Annotated in this window: 14 protein-coding genes; 8 read left to right on the top strand and 6 right to left on the bottom strand. The window is 66.0% G+C overall.

Annotated elements, in window-relative coordinates; all coding sequences use genetic code 11:
- The first annotated feature begins 9 nt into the window (after positions 1–9).
- Positions 10–918 carry a phytoene/squalene synthase family protein gene (locus V5F84_RS12970; RefSeq protein ID WP_394043471.1) on the top strand — a complete coding sequence of 303 codons (909 nt, stop codon included), beginning with the start codon at positions 10–12 and terminating at the stop codon, positions 916–918.
- Here V5F84_RS12970 and V5F84_RS12975 read toward each other — a convergent pair.
- From V5F84_RS12975 to uvrA, 5 genes are all read right to left on the bottom strand, one after another.
- A complete protein-coding gene (locus tag V5F84_RS12975; protein ID WP_394043470.1) occupies positions 899–2,002 on the bottom strand; it encodes a serine/threonine protein kinase in 1,104 nt (367 codons plus the stop codon). The genes V5F84_RS12970 and V5F84_RS12975 overlap by 20 nt on opposite strands.
- A 9-nt stretch (positions 2,003–2,011) precedes the next feature.
- The gene (gene trmFO, locus V5F84_RS12980) at positions 2,012–3,427 is read right to left on the bottom strand and encodes a methylenetetrahydrofolate--tRNA-(uracil(54)-C(5))-methyltransferase (FADH(2)-oxidizing) TrmFO (RefSeq protein ID WP_394043469.1); all 1,416 of its coding nucleotides are present in this window, start codon (positions 3,425–3,427) and stop codon (positions 2,012–2,014) included.
- A 143-nt stretch (positions 3,428–3,570) separates the two neighbouring features.
- On the bottom strand, positions 3,571–6,633 hold the full coding sequence (locus V5F84_RS12985) for an autotransporter family protein (RefSeq protein WP_394043468.1): 3,063 nt from the start codon (positions 6,631–6,633) through the stop codon (positions 3,571–3,573).
- A 363-nt stretch (positions 6,634–6,996) separates the two neighbouring features.
- Positions 6,997–7,158: a DUF1127 domain-containing protein gene (locus V5F84_RS12990; protein ID WP_394043467.1), complete on the bottom strand. Its 162-nt coding sequence runs from the start codon at positions 7,156–7,158 to the stop codon at positions 6,997–6,999.
- A gap of 336 nt (positions 7,159–7,494) precedes the next feature.
- On the bottom strand, positions 7,495–10,434 hold the full coding sequence (uvrA, locus tag V5F84_RS12995; RefSeq protein WP_394043547.1) for an excinuclease ABC subunit UvrA: 2,940 nt from the start codon (positions 10,432–10,434) through the stop codon (positions 7,495–7,497).
- A gap of 384 nt (positions 10,435–10,818) precedes the next feature.
- Between uvrA and ssb the strand changes: the two genes are divergently transcribed.
- From ssb to V5F84_RS13010, 3 genes are all read left to right on the top strand, one after another.
- Positions 10,819–11,385, top strand: a complete 567-nt coding sequence (gene ssb, locus V5F84_RS13000) for a single-stranded DNA-binding protein (RefSeq protein WP_394043466.1) — start codon at positions 10,819–10,821, stop codon at positions 11,383–11,385.
- A gap of 261 nt (positions 11,386–11,646) precedes the next feature.
- Positions 11,647–14,466, top strand: coding sequence for a DNA gyrase subunit A (gyrA, locus tag V5F84_RS13005; protein ID WP_394043465.1), 2,820 nt, complete (start codon positions 11,647–11,649; stop codon positions 14,464–14,466).
- Positions 14,466–15,092: a LysE family translocator gene (locus V5F84_RS13010; RefSeq protein WP_394043464.1), complete on the top strand. Its 627-nt coding sequence runs from the start codon at positions 14,466–14,468 to the stop codon at positions 15,090–15,092. The genes gyrA and V5F84_RS13010 overlap by 1 nt, the downstream gene beginning before the upstream one ends.
- Here the strand turns inward: V5F84_RS13010 and V5F84_RS13015 are convergent.
- Positions 15,013–15,966, bottom strand: coding sequence for an AraC family transcriptional regulator (locus V5F84_RS13015; protein WP_394043463.1), 954 nt, complete (start codon positions 15,964–15,966; stop codon positions 15,013–15,015). The genes V5F84_RS13010 and V5F84_RS13015 overlap by 80 nt on opposite strands.
- 205 nt (positions 15,967–16,171) lie before the next feature.
- Here V5F84_RS13015 and V5F84_RS13020 point away from each other — a divergent pair, with 205 nt between their 5' ends.
- From V5F84_RS13020 to V5F84_RS13035, 4 genes are all read left to right on the top strand, one after another.
- Entirely contained in the window at positions 16,172–16,948 is a 777-nt protein-coding gene (locus V5F84_RS13020) for an SDR family NAD(P)-dependent oxidoreductase (protein ID WP_394043462.1), read from the top strand.
- A gap of 88 nt (positions 16,949–17,036) precedes the next feature.
- Complete coding sequence (gene coaD, locus V5F84_RS13025; RefSeq protein WP_394043461.1) at positions 17,037–17,558, top strand: pantetheine-phosphate adenylyltransferase; 522 nt, start codon at positions 17,037–17,039, stop codon at positions 17,556–17,558.
- 34 nt (positions 17,559–17,592) lie between these two features.
- The gene (locus V5F84_RS13030; protein ID WP_394043460.1) at positions 17,593–18,156 is read left to right on the top strand and encodes a peptidylprolyl isomerase; all 564 of its coding nucleotides are present in this window, start codon (positions 17,593–17,595) and stop codon (positions 18,154–18,156) included.
- Positions 18,157–18,237: 81 nt separating this feature from the next.
- On the top strand, positions 18,238–18,696 hold the full coding sequence (locus tag V5F84_RS13035) for a peptidylprolyl isomerase (RefSeq protein WP_394043459.1): 459 nt from the start codon (positions 18,238–18,240) through the stop codon (positions 18,694–18,696).
- Positions 18,697–18,781 lie beyond the last annotated feature (85 nt).

An 18,781-nucleotide genomic window follows, 5' to 3' on the forward strand; every position in this document is an offset into this window, starting at 1 on the left:
AGGCGCGTCATGAGCGAAGATGCCGGCGCATCCGGTGCGCCCAATCTGGAAACCGCCTATTCCCATTGCGCCGATCTTATCCGCGCCCACGACCGCGACCGATTTCTCGCCTCCCTGTTCGCCGCTTCGGCGCCTCGCCGCCACCTGATGGCGCTCTATGCCTTCAACCTGGAAGTGGCGCGCGTCCGCGAAGTGGTGCATGAGGCGCTTCCCGGCGAAATGCGCCTGCAATGGTGGCGCGAGATCATCGAGGGCCTGGGGCGAGGCGATGTCTCCGGCCATCCGGTCGCTGCGGCCGTGCTCGACACGATCGCCGCCTGTGACCTGCCGCGCGGCGCTCTGCTGAACCTCATCGATGCCCGCACTTTCGATCTTTACGACGACGCCATGCCCACGCTCCACGACCTGGAGGGCTATGCGGGCGAAACCGCGTCGGTGCTGATCCAGCTCGGGGCGATGATCCTCCTGGGCCGCGCCGATCCCGCCCTCGCCGATGCCGCCGGCCATGCGGGCGTGGCCATCGCGCTGACCGGCCTGATGCGGGCGCTGCCGCTGCACGCAAGCCGGGGGCAGTGCTTCCTGCCGCTCGACGTGCTCCAGCGCCATGGTCTCACGCGCGAAGATGTGGTGAAGCGAAACTCAGGTCCCGGGCTTGCGGCTGCGCTGGGTGAATTGCGCGCGCGCGCAGCCCATCACGTGAAGGCCGCGCAGGCCGCCTTGCCTCGTGTTCCGGCGCAGGCGATGCCCGCCTTTCTTCCGCTCGCCCTGGTCCCGGGGGATCTGAAGGCACTCGCGCGGGCGGGCGATCCTTTCACCCGCATTGTGGGGCTCCCGCCCTTCCTGCGAGCCTGGACGCTGTGGCGGGCCGCTGCGCGGGCGCGCGCCGGGAAGGACTGGGTCAGGCCGCCGGCCGCGTGATCCGGTCCGTGAGGTTGAGGCGCCCGCGCGCGATCTGATCCACAAGCTCGCGGGTCGCCTGCGACCCCGCGAGGCTTTCCAGCATCTCGATCTGATTCCGCGCCACCAGCAGCAGCAGATCGTCGCGCACCACGCCATTGCCGTCGCGCGGCAGCTGCTCCACGAGCTGGAGATGGTCGAGATGAGGCCGGTCGGGCAAGGCCGTGGCGAGATGGGCGCGCAGCGCCTCGGCGGTCAGATCGCCGCTGGCTTCCACAAACGCATACAGGCCGACCTTGCCGCCCAGCGTCTGGAAATCCGACATATGCACATCGCGCACCGCCGGATGGGCCAGCAGCGCTTCGGCGATGCGCGGCCCCACCTGCGTCACGCGCGGACCCCGACCTTCGGTGTCGGAATAGGACATGAGGCGGCGCGTTACGAAACGATAGACCCGCTTGCCGGTGGCCATCCACACGCGGGCGAAGCCGCTCTTCGTGGCGAGCATCTTGCGTTCGCGGGCCGTCAGCGCCTCCGGGCAATAGGTGCGCTTGTGCTTGAGCAGGTGGCGCACATCCTCATATGCGAGGATGCGTCCCAGGCGCGAGCGGCGCGAGATCGGCAATGCCAGCTGGAAATCCATCAGCCAGGCTTCGCCATCCGCACCGCGCAGCCAGTTCTGCTGCTTGGCGAGGTCGTTATGCGCAAAGCCGGCGGCATGCAGCGTGCGCAGCGCCGCCTTGGCGGACCGGAAAAAGGCGAGATCGCCATAAGGGCGCGCGATTTGCAGCGGCGCCCCCTCGATCCACCCGCGCACCAGGAAGCGATGACCAACCGCCAGCAGCGGCGTGGTGACGCCGGTGGCACTGACGCGTTCCAGGGCCTTCACCTCGCCGGCGGCGAGGCGGGCGGCGATCGGAAAGAACCAGGGCGAGACGGCATTCCACCGACGCAGGACGGCGGGATGCTCCGTACCGGAGCGGTCGATCCAACTGCCACGCTCGACCGTGGAGAACACGTCGCGCTTCAGCACCGTATCCACGGTGAAGCGGGCGAGGTCGGCATGGTGCTCGACCGGGGTGAAAGGGCGCAGGAGCCTGGGCATGTGGGCCTCTTAAGCCGCCTCGGCCGGGCTGTCGAGCCAGGCATCCAGGTCCGCGAGCGCGCGCGCGGCAATGGCGTGTTTCTTGGCCAGGGTCTTCTCCGTGCCGCGCAGGCGCTTTCCGTCTTCCCCTTTGGGATTGATCTCCAGCGGCGGGAACAGGCCGAAATTAATGTTCATGGGCTGGAACGAGCGCGGGCCGGCATCGATGGTCTCGATGTGGCCGCCGGTAATATGGGCGAGCAAGGCCCCGTGGGCGGTGGTCAGCGGCGGCAGGCTCACGTCCTCGCCCCGCCGTTCGGCCGCGGCAAAGCGCCCGGCGAGCAGGCCCACCGCGGCGCTTTCCACATAGCCTTCGCAGCCGGTGATCTGGCCGGCGAACCGCAGGCGCGGATCGGCCTTCAGGCGCAGCGTGCCGTCCAGCAGCCGCGGCGAATTGAGATAGGTGTTGCGGTGGAGGCCGCCGAGGCGGGCGAACTCAGCATTTTCGAGCCCGGGAATGGTGCGGAACACCCGCACCTGCTCGCCGTGCTTCAGCTTGGTCTGGAAGCCCACCATATTATAGAGCGTGCCGAGCTTGTTATCCTGGCGCAGCTGGATGATGGCATGGGCCTTCACGTCCGGTGCGTTGGGATTGGTGAGGCCGACCGGCTTCATCGGGCCGAAGCGCAAGGTCTCGCGTCCGCGCTCGGCCATCACCTCGATGGGCAGGCAGCCGTCGAAATAGGGGGTCTTGGCCTCGAAATCCCTTAGCGGCGCCTTTTCTCCGGCCAGCAGGGCATCGATGAAGGCCTCGTACTGGTCCTTGTCCAGCGGGCAATTGATATAGTCCGCACCGGTGCCGCCGGGACCGACCTTGTCATAGCGCGACTGGAACCACGCCTTGCTCATGTCGATGCTGTCGAAATGAACGATCGGCGCGATGGCGTCGAAGAAGGCGAGGGCCGTCTCGCCCGTCAGTTCCAGCACCGATTGCGCCAGGGCCGGCGAGGTGAGGGGGCCGGTGGCGATGATCACCTTGTCCCAGTCCCCGGGCGGCAGGCCGGCGATCTCCTCGCGGCGGATCTCCACCAGGGGATGCGTTTCGAGCGCGGCCGTCACCGCCGCCGCGAAGCCTACTCGATCCACGGCGAGGGCTCCGCCCGCCGGCACCTGATTGGCGTCCGCACAGCGCAGGATCAGCGAGCCCGCGCGGCGCATCTCCGCATGGAGCACGCCCACCGCATTGCCCTTCGGATCGTCCGAGCGGAAGGAGTTGGAACAGACCAGTTCCGCCAGGGCCTCGGTGTGATGCGCTTCCGTGGTGCGCACGGGGCGCATTTCGTGCAGCACCACCGGCACCCCACGCGTCGCCAGTTGCCAAGTTGCTTCCGAGCCGGCGAGGCCGCCACCGATCACATGCACCGCGCGTTCATTACTCATGAGCATTCCTGAAGCCGGGCGCGAATCCCGGCGCGGGGCCACCTGAAGCGCGCCCGAAAAACCGATCTGGCTCAATGCCCGAACATGGCGGCGGCTTCAAGGTCTGCCGGCAGATTGTCCCGGTCAGAAGCGCCAGTCAGAAGCTCCCGTCAGAAGCTCCAGGTCAAGCTGCCCTTCAGCGCGTTTTCGCTCACGTCGGAGGCGAGCTGGCCAGAATAGAAGATGCCGAACGCCATCCTCTCTCCCATCTTGGCGGACAGGCCCGCGCCGACCAGCAAGGCATCCCGCGCGAGCGGGGCGCCCGAAACGGTGAACGGCAGGGAGCCGGAGGAGAACGCAAGGGTCGCCGAGGGCGCAATATCGCCATAGGCATGCTGCCATCCCAGCGTGCCGGAAAGTGTCAACGGCGCAACCCCGGGCGCCGGAAGCACCATTGCGGCACGCACGCCCATGCTGGAGCTTAGCATGCCGAACGTGTCGGACTGGGCCGTGAGCGCTGCGGCCCCCAGCCCTTCGGAAAAGCCGTCGGTGGAAAGGCTCGCAAAGGTAAGGCCGGCGAACGGCTCGAGGGTGACGGGCAGGTTCGCGGCCGACCCCTGCATCTGATAGCCCAACTCCCCGAACACTTGGCCGGTCTGCCCGGCATATCCCGGGCTATAAGCCTGCACGAAGCCCGGCAGCACCACCGTGCGGTCCACGGAAATGTCGTGCCAGGAATAGGCGGCTCCGAGTCGAACCGCGAGCGCGCCGGCGCCCGCCGTGGGAAACGTGCGCCCGGCATAGAGGGCGAAATCGTAATTGTCGCTTGTTCCGTTGGAGGTGGAGTTGCCCAGATTGAAGCTCGACTGACCAAAACCGGCGGCGAGGCCGACCCGCCAGTCGGCGAGCGTGCCGTCGAGGCCGATCAGGAAGCCGCCGATGGAATCGCTGACCGAACGGGTGCCCGGCGTTGCGGAGAAATTCCCCCAGCCGCCATAGCCCTGGCCCCACAATGCGGTGCCTTGCGGGTCCAGCTCGATGGTGCGCGGCGCACCTGCCACAAGCCCAGGTGCGGCCGCCTGCCGCAAGCGCGTCTCCACCGCATCGCGCACATAGGCGGACTGCATCATGAGAACGCTCTGTACGGAGGCATAGATCTCGCCGGACAGAGAGGCATAAGCGGCGGGGGCGGTCGCGGCCTGAAGGCTCGCCAGCACCGAGGTGAGCGGCGCCCCAGACGCGAGCGTATCGGCGGCGTTTGCGACAGCCCAGGTGTTCCCCGTGGTCGCAAGGGCAGAGAACGGCACCGCGCTGCGGGCGATGCTGACGGTTGCCTGCGTGCCCGCGGTATCGACGGTCGGCGCGAGGAAGGGATAGAGCGCGGCCGACGTGCCGAACGCGGCGGCGTTCACTGAAAACGCGCCCGTAATGCCGCCGGTCGCGGTAAGGACGGTGAAGCTCTGGCCGAGCGTCGGCACGTAACCGGCCACCGGTATCAGGTCGAGCTCGGCGCCGTTCAGCGCGGCGGTTCCGTTGACAGCGATGAGGTCGCTGCTATTCGTCCCGATCTCGGCGCGATAGCTGCTCCCCGGCGAGAAGGTGAGATTGCCATTCACCGCCAGCGTCCCGATGGAATGGCCGGGGCTGAGGGTGCCCGCATTCACCAGCGCGCCGTTGACGGTGCCGTTTCCGCCGATGAAGCCGCTATTCGTCAGAGTGCCGAAGATGGTACCGTCGTGCATCAACGTGCCGGCGTTTACCACGTCGCCCACGATGCTTCCGCCATTGGCCACGGCTGCGCCGGCATTGATGGTCAGCGGCGCCGTCACGGTCTGCGAGAAGGTGACCAAGCCACTCTGAACCGTGATGCCGGCGGGCAGGGCAACGTCGGCCAGAACGGTGATCGCGCCTCCGGTGAAAGCGAGCGCACCGGGGCCGCTGATGGCGCCAAGAAGGGTGGCCGCGCCGGTTGTCGACATCTGGGTGTCGCCGCGCACATAGACCGGGAGATTGGTGGTGAAGCCGCCGGGCATGGCGAGCGGCCCCATCGTTGAGAGATAGGGCGTGAAATAGACCCCAGGCGTATTTGGATCGACGGCCTTCAGGCCTTCATAACCGCCCACGGCATCGAACATATATTCGAACTGCGAGAAAGGATGGATGCCGGTATTGGTGAGGTCGCTCTCGTTGATCCGGGAATACCAGGGCGCAGCGGTATTGTTGTCCTCGCCTTCGACCTTATAGGAATAACCTACGTTCGTATTGCCGCCGATGTAGACGGACACCTCGGTGCCCTTGGGTGCGCAGGAAAACTCAGCATTGCCGGGGCAGGGGACGGAATTGTCGGCGGCCTTCCTGCCGAGGTCCGACCACAGATAGGAAATGCCGGTATCCATCAGCACGCTGTCGACCTTGGTGACGCTGTTGCCGTCCACCACCACCGTTCCGGGCGCTGTTTTCCAGTTGACGCCGACCTGGCCCGCGGGGGTGTCCTGCTCAAGCTTCACATATGAAAAGCCAGAGCCGGCGTTCTGGGCGGTCAGGCCCGCCTGGATCCCCTGCGGGGTGATGACATAGCCGGCGCGCACCGTGCCGTCGTCCATGCCAGCAATATGAAGCAGCGGATTATTGACGAGCGAGGGCAGATAGTCCGGTCCATAACCGGAATCGGGGCGACCGTAACCCACGCCCATCAGCGTGGTGCAGGCGGCGCCCGGCACGGAGCAATCGGTCTTCACCGATTTTCCGTCGACCATGGTATAGGAGGCTGATTCCACCAGCACGGGCAGGGTCGCCACGGCCTCGTTGCCGTTCGCGTCATGACTGCCGGGGAAGCGCACCTGAACGGTGGTCCAGGTGCCGATGGAATAATTGCCGCTGGAAGAATAAAGAATCTTCTGCTGGTTCGGCGATTGCTGGAAGTTCGGGATCAGATACTGGGGCACCACCATGCCTTGGGAGCCCGTATCCAGCTGGAACACCAGCGGGGCACTGTTGCCGATGGCCGCCGAAACAAAAATTCCGGCTTTCGGGGCGTCATAACTGGGCTGGGGACCCACGAAGCCGGAGTCCGGACGGGGCTGGGCGAAAGGGATGAAATAGGACTCGCTGTACTGCTGATACAGATTCCAGGAGGCGCTCTGCGCCAAAGCGGCGGTCGCCCCGCCAAAGAGGCCGGAACCAGCGGCCAGAACGAAAGCAATCCGTGAACCCGATCCCCACACCATCGCCATCGCGAAGCTCCCCAAGCGCACGATGGGAAGGACTATAGAACCTCCGGGACGAAAAAGAACAGACCCCCAGGCGCAATTATTCGCAGCAATTGCAATGGCTAAGGTTCAGTGTGATTACCCGAACGTCACAGCGGCGGCCGCCGCCGGGCGCTCCGGGGCCGGAACGCAAAGGGCCCGCGCAGATGCAGGAAAGCAGCGGGTGCAAGGGATGGGTGGAAGGGCTCAAGGGCCCTTTGTCGGGAGGGTCTTGGACCGCACTCCCTTAAACCAGCCTCGCGGCCCGATGCATTGGAGCACCGGCGCCGTCGGGGCCAGGAACATGGTTCACTCAACGTGCCGCCCAGAGGCGACCCGCACGGCAGGTCAGGCGGCGAGCGACGCCTGACGCGCGATGGAACGGATCTCGGAACGGCTGATGTTGATATCGCCGAGCGCGCGGTCATCGAGCTGGGACAGTTCGGCAACCGTACGATTATAAGCCTGCCAACGGCGCACCTGGCGGGCAAGAAGACCCCAAAGCAACATGATTTCTCTCCTTTGTGCGGCCGGCACTTTCGCGCCCCGCATCGTTGGGGAAGAGATAAGCCTGTTCGGAGCCATAGCCAATGCATGTTGCCGCAACGCAGCATTGCGGCAACCGCATATAATTTATACCAGCTGATAACTTCTGTGGCGGAGCGGTGGCCGGAAAGTGCCCGGATCAAAGGGTTCTTGGGTATCGAACCGACAGCCACAGGACGTCCGCCTCCGACCGGACGCGGGGCGGGAGCCTCCCCAGCCCCCTACCTCCGCTGCAATGCATCACCCCCCCGACGGCAGACAGACAGCTGCTGCGGCCGGCGAGGAGAAGCCCGCGAGGGCCTATTCCGCCGCCTGCCGCCGCCCCCGCCGGGCCTTGGGTGGCAAGGCCGGAACCTTCGATGCCATGGGCCGCCGCGCCAGAACTTCCGCCAGGAAGGTACCCGTGTGGGAGCGCTTCGCGCGGGCGATGTCCTCGGGCGGGCCGACCGCCACGATCTCGCCACCGCCGTCGCCGCCTTCCGGGCCGATATCGATGACCCAGTCGGCGGTCTTGATGACCTCCAGATTGTGCTCGATCACCGCGACCGTATTGCCCTGCTCCACCAGTTCGTGGAGTACCTCCAGCAGCTTCGCGACATCATGAAAGTGCAGTCCGGTGGTGGGCTCGTCGAGGATATAGAGCGTGCGGCCGGTGGCGCGTTTGGACAATTCCTTGGCCAGCTTCACCCGCTGGGCCTCGCCGCCGGAAAGCGTATTGGCCTGCTGGCCGACCTTGATATAGCCGAGCCCGACCCGCGACAGCGTCTCCAGCTTCTCCCGCACGCTGGGTACCGCCTTGAAGAAGTCCGCGCCCTCGTCCACGGTCATGTCGAGCACGTCGGCGATGGACTTGTCCTTGAAGGTGACTTCCAGCGTCTCGCGATTGTAGCGCTTGCCCTTGCAGACATCGCAGGTCACGTACACGTCCGGGAGGAAGTGCATCTCGATCTTGATGACGCCGTCGCCCTGGCACGCCTCGCAGCGCCCGCCCTTCACATTGAACGAGAAGCGGCCCGGCCCATAGCCGCGCGCCTTGGCCTCCGGCAAGCCGGAAAACCATTCGCGCATGGGCGTGAAGGCGCCGGTATAGGTTGCGGGATTGGAACGTGGCGTGCGGCCGATGGGCGACTGGTCGATGTCGATCACCTTATCCAGATGCTCCAACCCCTCAAGCTTGTCGAACGGGGCGGGCGCCTCGCTGGCGTTGTTCAGCCGCCGCGCCACCGCCTTGTATAAGGTGTCGATCAGCAGCGTGGACTTGCCCCCGCCCGACACGCCGGTCACGCAGGTAAACAGGCCGAGCGGAATTTCCGCCCGCACATTCTTGAGATTGTTGCCGCGCGCGCCGCTCACGGCCAACATCTTGCGCGGATTCGGCTGGCGGCGCGTCGGAACGCCCACGGACAGGGCGCCCGTGAGATACTGCCCCGTCAGCGACTTGGGGTCGGCCATGACCTGCGCCGGCGTGCCCTGGGAGACGATGCGCCCGCCGTGCACCCCGGCGCCGGGGCCGACGTCGACGACATAATCGGCGGCGAGGATGGCATCCTCGTCGTGCTCGACCACGATCACCGTATTTCCCAGCTCCCGCAGGCGCTTCAGCGTCTCCAGCAGGCGCGCGTTGTCGCGCTGGTGCAGGCCGATCGACGGCTCGTCCAGAACATAGAGCACGCCGGAGAGACCCGAACCGATTTGGGATGCGAGGCGAATGCGCTGGCTCTCGCCGCCGGACAGCGTGCCGGAGGAGCGGGCGAGGGTGAGATATTCCAGCCCCACGTCCATCAGGAAGCGCAGGCGGTCGCGGATCTCCTTCAGGATGCGCACCGCGATCTCATTCTGCTTCGCGGTCAGCACGGAGGGCAGCGCCTCGAACCATGCGCTGGCGGCCCGCACCGAAAGCGCGCCCGCCTCGCCGGCATGCATGCCGCCCACCTTCACCGCCAGCGCCTCGGGCTTGAGGCGATAGCCGTGGCACACGGCGCAGGGAACGGTGGAGAAATATTTCGAAATCTCCTCGCGCGCCCAGTCGCTCTCGGTCTCCTTCCAGCGCCGGTCGAGATTGCGGACGATGCCTTCGAAGGTCTTGTGGGTCTCATAAGCGCGCAGGCCGTCGTCATAGGCGAAGGCGATCTGCTCCTCGCCGGACCCGTAGAGGATCACGTCCCGCGCCTTCTCGGGCAGGTCGGCGAACGGCACCGTGAGCTTGAACTTGTAGTGCTTCGCGAGCGCATCCAGCGTCTGCCCGTAATAAGGCGAGGTGGATTTCGCCCAGGGCGCGATGGCCCCCTGCTTCAGGGTGCGGGATTTGTCCGGCACCACGAGATCGGGATCGATGGTCTGCTCCACGCCGAGCCCGTCGCAGGCTGGGCATGCGCCGAACGGATTATTGAACGAGAACAGCCGCGGCTCGATCTCCGAAATGGTGAAACCGGAGACCGGGCATGCGAACTTTTCCGAGAACATGATGCGCCTGGGCGCGCCGTCTTCGTCTTTCTCGTCGGCAAACTCAACGATGGCGATGCCATCCGCAAGGCCGAGCGCGGTCTCGAAGCTGTCGGCAAGTCGCGTTGCGATATCGGCCCGCACCACCAGGCGATCCACCACCACGTCGATATCGTGCTTGAACTTCTTGTCCAGCGCCGGCGCCTCGGCGATCTCGTGGAACGTGCCGTCGAGCTTCACGCGCTGGAAGCCCTTCTTCAGGAACTCCGCCAGCTCCTTGCGATATTCGCCCTTGCGCCCCCGCACCACCGGAGCCAGCAGATAGAGCCGCGAACCCTCCGGCAGGGCCAGCACGCGATCCACCATCTGGGAAACCGTCTGGCTCTCGATGGGCAGGCCGGTGGCAGGGGAATAGGGAATCCCGACCCGCGCCCAGAGCAGGCGCATATAGTCGTAAATCTCCGTGACCGTGCCCACCGTGGAGCGCGGATTTTTGGAGGTGGTCTTCTGCTCGATGGAAATGGCGGGCGAGAGGCCGTCGATCTGGTCGACATCCGGCTTCTGCATCATCTCCAGGAACTGGCGCGCATAAGCGGAAAGGCTTTCCACATAGCGGCGCTGGCCTTCCGCATAGATGGTATCGAAGGCGAGCGAGGATTTTCCCGAGCCCGACAGGCCCGTGAACACCACCAGGCTGTCGCGCGGGATATCCAGGTCCACGTTTTTCAGATTGTGCTCGCGCGCGCCGCGTACGGAAAGCAGGCGGGCATCTCGGCGCTCGGACGGCGAAGAGGGCATGCGGGGAGGGGGCGCGCGATCAGTCATGAGGCTCGGGCTTAGGGTCAGCAGGCAATGCGGGCGAAGGCGACATCCGGCAAGCGCCGTGCGGCATCTTCCAGCCCGCCACCTTGGTTAATTTAGGATCTGGTGTGCGCTGCGGTAGGGAACGTAAGCCGAACATAGGTGGCAAAACCGAAAAAAGGAATGCACAAGCGGAAGACTCGTCTTGCGGCCAGTGTGCGCGATTGCTAGAACAGATCAAGAACATTTGTATCCAGGTTTCCGCCTTCGGGACCTTTTGGTGGAAAAGGCGCGGGCGCCCCTCGCTTCGCCGAAGGGGGGCGCTAGGGTGCAGCTTCGGTTCAGCCGGCATCGCCCGGCACACAAGACAGGGAGCGGGCGATGGCCGGCAGCGTCAACAAGGTGATCCTGATCGGCAATCTGGGTCGCGACCCGGAAATCCGTTCGTTCCAGAATGGCGGGCGCGTGGCGAACTTCTCCATCGCCACCTCAGAGACGTGGCGCGACAAGGCCTCGGGCGAGCGCAAGGAGCGCACCGAATGGCACCGCATTTCCGTGCTCAACGAAAATCTCGTGGGCGTGGTGGAGCGCTTCGTGAAAAAGGGGTCCAAAGTCTATATCGAGGGCCAGCTCGAGACCCGCAAATATGAGAAGGACGGACGAGAGCAATATACCACCGAGGTTGTGCTGCGTCCGTACCGGGGCGAACTGACCCTTCTCGACGGCCGCAGCGGCGGTTCCAGCGAGGGCGGCGGCGACGATTATTCGAGCGGCTCCGACTTCGGCTCGTCCAGCCCGATGGGGGGCGGAGGCGGTTCGTTCGGCGGCGGTGGCGGCAGCTATGGGGGCGGGGGTCGGCGGTCGGGTGGCGGCGCTGGTGGCGGTGCAGGCTCTGGTCCGGGCAGCAGCCGTCCGTCGGACGACATGGACGACGAAATCCCGTTCTGAGCGGGATCCTCGGCGCGTCAGGCTCCAGACACCCCTGGCGGCGGGGATCGCCGGATGCGTGCAGCGGCGGTGCATTTCGCCCCGTTTTGGTGCGCGTGGACGGTATATGGGGACGCGCCGCGGCAGGAACTTCAGGCCGCCGCCGTAAAGCATTGTAAAAGCACGGATATTTATACTCGTGCCAGCGGTCTTTCGCTGGCGCGACGGCGGTGAATCGGCTAAAAGACAGGGCTTACAAGCTCATCATGAGAGACCCGTCTTTTGGCTGACAACGAGACGCCGCGACAGGGAGGCGACCTGCCTTCCGACATCCGGCCGGTATCCATCACCGAAGAATTGTCCCGCTCCTATCTCGATTACGCCATGAGCGTGATCGTCGCGCGGGCGCTGCCAGACGTGCGCGACGGGCTCAAGCCGGTGCATCGGCGCATTTTGTTCTCCATGCACGAGAACGGCTACGAGTGGAACAAGTCCTATCGCAAGTCGGCTCGCGTGGTCGGCGACGTGATCGGTAAATATCACCCCCATGGCGACCAGTCGGTCTATGATGCCCTGGTGCGCATGGCCCAGCGCTTCTCCATGCGGCTTCCCCTGGTGGACGGCCAGGGCAATTTCGGCTCCGTGGACGGCGATCCGCCGGCGGCCATGCGTTACACCGAGGTACGGCTGGAGAAGGTCGCCGGCACCCTGCTGGACGATCTCGACAAAGACACCGTCGACTATCAGGAAAATTACGACAACAGCGAGCGCGAACCCTCGGTCCTTCCGGCCAAGTTCCCGAACCTGCTGGTGAATGGCGCCGGCGGTATCGCGGTCGGCATGGCGACCAACATTCCGCCGCACAATCTCAGCGAAATCATTGATGCCGCGCTGGCGCTGATCGACGATCCTTTGCTGGACCCCGAAGCGTTGCTGGATGTGGTTCCCGGCCCCGATTTCCCGACCGGCGCCCTCATTCTCGGCCGTTCCGGCATTCGCCAAGCCTATCTGACGGGGCGCGGCTCCATCCTGATGCGCGCCAAAGTCGCCATCGAGACCATCCGCAAGGACCGCGAAGCGATCATCATCACCGAGATTCCCTATCAGGTGAACAAGGCGACGATGATCGAGAAGATCGCCGAGCTGGTGCGCGAGAAGCGCCTCGAAGGCATCGCCGAGATCCGCGACGAATCCGATCGCGAGGGGATGCGCGTCTACATTGAAATCAAACGCGATTCTCAAGCCGATGTGGTCTTGAACAACCTTTACCGCATGACGCCGCTGCAAACCTCGTTCGGCGTCAACATGGTGGCCCTGTCGGGCGGCCGCCCGGCGGTCATGACGCTCCATGACATGCTCACCGCCTTCATCTCGTTCCGGGAAGAAGTGGTGAGCCGGCGCACGAAATTCCTTCTCCGCAAGGCGCGCGATCGAGCTCATGTGTTGGTCGGCCTGGCCATCGCCGTGGCGAACATTGATGAAGTTATTCGCTTAATTCGCGCCGCTCCGGATCCCGCAAGTGCCCGCGAGGCGCTGATGGGCCGTGATTGGCCGGCTAAGGATATGGCGCCCCTGATCGCGCTCATCGCCGATCCGCGCCATACGCTCGCGGCGGACGGTACCTATCGGCTGTCGTTCGAGCAGGCGCGCGCCATCCTCGATCTGCGCCTGCAGCGCCTCACCGCTCTGGGACGCGATGAAGTCGCAGACGAACTCAACAAACTCGCCGTCGAAATTGCCGACTACCTCGAAATTCTGGCGAGTCGCGCGCGTGTTCAGCAGATTGTTCGCGACGAGCTGAATGCCATCAAAGCCGAATTCGGCACCCCCCGCCGGACCGAGATCGTCGAGGGCTTCGGCGACCTTGATGACGAGGATCTGATCCAGCGCGAGGAGATGGTCGTCACCGTCTCACACGCCGGCTATGTGAAACGCGTTCCGCTGTCCACCTATCGCGCCCAGCGGCGCGGCGGGAAGGGGCGCTCGGCCATGCAGACGCGGGACGAGGATTTCGTCACCCGTCTGTTTGTCGCGTCCACCCATGCCCCGGTGCTGTTCTTCTCCTCCAAGGGCCAGGTCTACAAGCTCAAGGTGTGGCGCCTGCCGGCAGCTGCGCCCCAGGCGCGCGGGAAGGCGCTCATCAACATCCTGCCACTGGACCCGGACGAGCGGATCACCTCCATCGTGCCTTTGCCGAAGGAGAGCGAGGAGCACGGCCGCTGGCAGATCATGTTCGCCACCACGGGCGGTACCGTGCGGCGTAACGAGCTGGCCGATTTCAGCCAGGTGAATCGCAACGGCAAGATCGCCATGAAGCTGGAGGAAGGCGAGGCCATCGCCTCGGTCCAGCTCTGCACCGAGCAGGACGACGTGCTCCTCACCACCGCGAACGGCGCTTGCATCCGCTTCCCGGTCACGGACGTGCGCGTGTTCAAGGGCCGCGATTCGGTGGGCGTGCGCGGCATCCGGCTGGAGGGAGGGGACCGGGTCATCTCCATGGCCATCATCTTCCATTCGGACGCGACGCCCGACGAGCGGGTCGCCTATCTGCGCGCGGCGAATGCCGAACGGCGCGCATTGGGCGGAGCCCCCGGCACGGCGACCGAGGAACCGCCAGTCCTCGAGACGGACGCCGAAGAGAGCGGGGCCGAGGGTGCGCAAGGCGAAGGCGCGCTGGACGAAGCCAAGCGCATCCAGATGGCAGCGCTGGAGCAGTTCATCCTGACCCTGTCCGAAAACGGCTACGGCAAGCGCACCTCGTCCTACGAATATCGCGTCACCGGCCGCGGCGGCAAAGGCATCGTCGCCATGGCCGTGAACGAGCGCAATGGCAAGCTCGTCGCCTCCTTCCCGGTGAAGGATCCGGACCAGATCATGCTGGTGACCAATGGCGGCCAGCTCATCCGCTGCCCGGTGGAGGGCATCCGCATCGTCGGCCGCTCCAGCCAGGGCGTGATCGTGTTCAACACGGCCGCCGATGAGCATGTCGTCTCGGTGGAGCACATCAGCGAGGATGAAGAGGCCAACGGCCTCGCCGCCGAGCCGGGCGAGGATAACGGCCCGTCCGACGAGGCCGGCCCGGCGGAGGGCGGTGACGCCTGATGCCGGCCTCCGGGCTCATTTCGGCCGAGAATCTGGCCCTCTTCGTGCTCGCCTGCATCGCGCTCGGCGCCACGCCGGGTCCGAACGTGGCGCTCATCGTCGGCACCGCGCTCAAGCACGGGCGCCGGGCCGGCATGCTCTCGGCCGCCGGGGTGAATGTGGGCCTGGTGCTCCAGCTCGCCGTGGTGGCTGCGGGCCTCGCCTGGCTTGTGGAACTGTTCTCCCGCAATTTCGATCTCGTGCGGTATATCGGCGCCGCCTATCTCGCCTGGCTTGCGGTGCTGCAATGGCGCAACGCCGGAAGGGGCAGCGCCGTGGTGGCGCCCTCGGGCCGGGCGGCATTCGCGCGCGGCCTCGCCGTTGCCTTCGCCAATCCCAAGACGCTGCTTTTCCATGCGGCCTTCCTGCCGCAATTCGTCACCCATCCTGCCGATCCCGTGCCCCAGATCGCTTTGCTGGCCGGCATCTTCGCGATGATCGCCCTGGTGGGCGACATGCTGTGGGCCATCGCCGCCGATCGCGCTCGCACGGCGCTCACCGGCCGCTTTACGGCACTGGCGGACCGAGTGTCGGCCGTGATCCTGGCTGGGGGCGCCGCGATCCTGCTGGCGGCAGGCCGTCGCTGAGGGCGAGGGCCTCCAGGTCCCGGCGGGGCGGGGCGCCGAACAGGCGGGTGTAGTCGCGGGTGAAGTGGGACACGCTCTCATAGCCCACGTCGAACGCGGCCTCGGCAATGGCCGCCCCTTCCCCATGCAGCCGCCTCCGTGCCTCCACAAGGCGCAGCCGCTTCTGGAACTGCAGCGGCGAGAGCGAGGTCACCGCCTTGAAATGCGCGTGGAAGGACGAGACGCTCATGCCCGCCGCCCCGGCGAGCCGCCCCACCGGGAGCGGGCGAGCATAATCCGCCCGCAGCAGCGCCACGGCCCGGGAAATGCGCGCGGCATGGCTGTCCGGCAGGCTGAGTTCCCGCAGCATGGGGCCGTGGGGGCCGCGCAGCAGCCAGTAATGCAGCTCACGCAGAATGGAGTGGCGCAGCACCGCGAGCGCATCCGGCATGTCCACGAGCCGCACCAGGCGGGCGACGCAGTCCTGCACCGCTGCCTGCGTCTGCGCGACCGCCACGCGGGCCGCAGGCTGAGCCTGGGGCGCCGCCGCGATATCGCCCATGAGGTCCTTCAGCAGCGCCACGTTGATTTCCAGCGCCACGGCGAGATAGGGCTCCATCTGGCTCGCCTGCCGCACGCGCCCGGCGACGGCGAGGTCCGTGCCCACGATCAGCGTTTCCCCCGCCTTGAACGACCAGGTGTCGAGTCCGGAGGTCACATCCTTCGCCCCTTGGAGAACCAGGCAAAGCAGCGGCCGGTAGAGGGCATGCACATAAGGTGTGGGCGCGCGGGCGCAGGCAAAGCCGATGCCCTCCACCTCCGAAAGAAGCAACCCGTCGGGCGCCTGGAGGTCGGTGGTGAAACGGCGAGCGGCAGCGCACAGATCCTCGCTCATCACGTCATCCCTTGGCGGGGTCCGTCCCGCGCGAGCCGTTGGCCCGGCGCTGTGGCGGATGCCGCCGCGCCGGGCAGGGGCACCATAGTCCATCCCGCGTGCGGGGGAAGAGGGTTGGAGGAATGGGCAAGGCTTCAGCAGCATCCGGCAAGAGTGCGGGGCGGCCGTGCGCTAGGGTGCCACATCGCTGAAGGAGACCTTTCCCATGACCAACGTCACCCGCTCTTCCGCCCCTATCGCCCTCGTCACCGGCGGCAGCCGCGGCCTTGGGCGCAGCACGGCGCTTGCGCTCGCGCGCCGGGGTGTGGACGTGATCTTCACCTACCATTCCCGTGCCGACGAGGCCGAGGCGGTGCGTGCGGAGATTGCCGCCCTCGGCCGCACCTCCCATGCGCTCCAATTGGATGTGGGTCGCGCCGCCACCTTCCCCGCCTTCGCCGAGGCTGTGCGGGGGGCATTGGCCGAGACGTTCGGTGCCGAGCGGTTCGACTATCTGGTCAACAATGCGGGCATCGGCATCTACGCCCCCTTCATGGAGACGACGGAAGAGATGTTCGACCAATTGGTGAACATCCACCTGAAGGGCACCTTCTTCCTCACCCAGTCGCTCATGCCGCTGATGGCCGATGGCGGGCGCATCATTAATCTGTCCAGCGGTCTTGCCCGCTTCGCCATGCCGGGCTTTGCCGCCTATGCGGCCATGAAGGGCGGCATCGAGGTGCTCACCCGCTACATGGCAAAGGAGCTGGGGGCGCGTGGCATTCGCGTCAACACCATCGCGCCCGGTGCCATCGAGACCGATTTCGGCGGCGGGATGGTGCGCGACAATGCGCAGGTCAACGCGGTCATCGCCGGCGAGACGGCGCTCGGCCGGGTCGGCGTGGCCGACGATATCGGCCCCATGATCGCGGCCTTGCTGGCCGAAGAGAATCGCTGGGTGAACGGCCAGCGCATCGAGGTGTCGGGTGGCATCCATCTGTGAGGATGTCCCCGCCGTGAGCCTAAGGGGCGGTGCCGCGCGGCGCCGCCCCATTGCGCGTGGGCGCGCGGCGCGATAACCCTTGCGCCCCATGAGCGCCCACCAAGCCCACACCACCCGCGCCGCCATCTATGCCGGCTCGTTCGATCCGCCCACCAACGGGCACCTGGACGTGGTGCGCTCCGCGTGCCGTCTGGCCGATCGGCTGGTGCTCGCCGTCGGCATTCACCCTGGAAAGACGCCGCTGTTCGCGCCGGCCGAGCGGCTCGACATGCTGCGCGAGGTGTGCGGGCCGGTGGCGGCCGAGGAAGGGGCGGTCCTCGACGTGGTCACTTTCGACAAGCTGGTGGTCACCGTGGCGCAGGAAACCGGCGCCGGCCTGCTGATTCGCGGCCTGCGCGACGGTACGGACCTTGATTACGAAATGCAGATGGCGGGCATGAACGGCACGCTCGCACCGGACATTCAGACCGTGTTCCTGCCGGCTTCCCCCCGGGTGCGCCCCATCACCGCCACCTTGGTGCGGCAGATCGCGTCCATGGGCGGGGACGTGTCCGCCTTCGTGCCGCCTGTGGTGCTCGCGCGGCTGCGCGCCAAGTTTCCCAAACGCTGATGTCCAACAGCTGATCGGTTCCAAGGAGAAGCCCATGCCCCGTTTTCTCGGCCGCGTCCTGGCCGGCCTTGCCGTCGCGCTGATGTTCGTGCTGCCCGCCGCTGCGCAGAGCAAGATCGATCCCCAGAACACGCTTTATCTCGACACCACCTACGGCCGCGTGGTGATCGCGCTGCGCCCGGACATCGCGCCCAAGCATGTGGAGCGGCTGAAGCTGCTGGCCCGCGAGGGCTTTTATAACGGCGTGCCGTTCCACCGCGTCATCGACGGCTTCATGGCGCAGACCGGCGACGGCCAGTATGGCAACGGCACCGGCGGCTCGAAATATCCCAACCTGCCGGCGGAATTCTCCAACGTTCCGTTCGAGCGCGGCACCGTGGGCATGGCCCGCTCGTCCTCGCCTGACAGCGCCAATTCGCAATTCTTCATCAATTTCGATTCCACCCCCTCCCTGAACGGCCAATACACCGTGGTCGGCAAGGTGGTGTCGGGCATGGAGTTCGTGGACAAGATCAAGAAGGGTCCGGCGAGCCAGAACGGCGCCGTCGCCAACCCCGACAAGATCATCAAGATGCAGGTGGCCGTCGACGCCAAGTGAGTTCGCGTCCGTTCGCGCAACCGCTCCTCAGAGCGCGGCACCAGGACGCCGCGCCCCATCGACCAACCAAGGAGACCGGCCATGGCCGACGAGGTTATCGTTCTCGAAACCACCAAGGGCGAGGTGGTCATTGCCCTGCGTCCCGACCTGGCCCCCGGCCATGTGGCGCGCATCAAGGAACTGGTGGCGGACGGCTTTTATAACGGCGTGCCGTTCCACCGCGTCATCGACGGCTTCATGGCGCAGACCGGCGATCCCACCGGCACCGGCATGGGCGGCTCGGGCAAGAAGCTGAAGGCCGAGTTCAACGCCGAGCCGCACAAGCGCGGCACGGTCTCCATGGCGCGGGCGCAGAACCCGGATTCGGGCGACAGCCAGTTCTTCATCTGCTTCGGCGATGCCGGCTTCCTCGACCGCCAGTATACGGTGTGGGGCCAGGTGATCTCCGGCATGGAGAATGTGGACAAGATCAAGCGCGGCGAGCCCGTGAAGGATCCCGACAAGATCGTGTCCGCCAAGCTCCAGCCCGCCGCGGCCTGAGCGTCCTGCAGAGATGAAGAAAACGCCGGCAGCGATGCCGGCGTTTTTTTTTCCGCGTTCCGCTTCGCTCAGATGCGCTTGAAGG

Source organism: Roseixanthobacter liquoris, assembly GCF_043195135.2.
Taxonomy (GTDB): Bacteria; Pseudomonadota; Alphaproteobacteria; order Rhizobiales; family Xanthobacteraceae; genus NCEH01.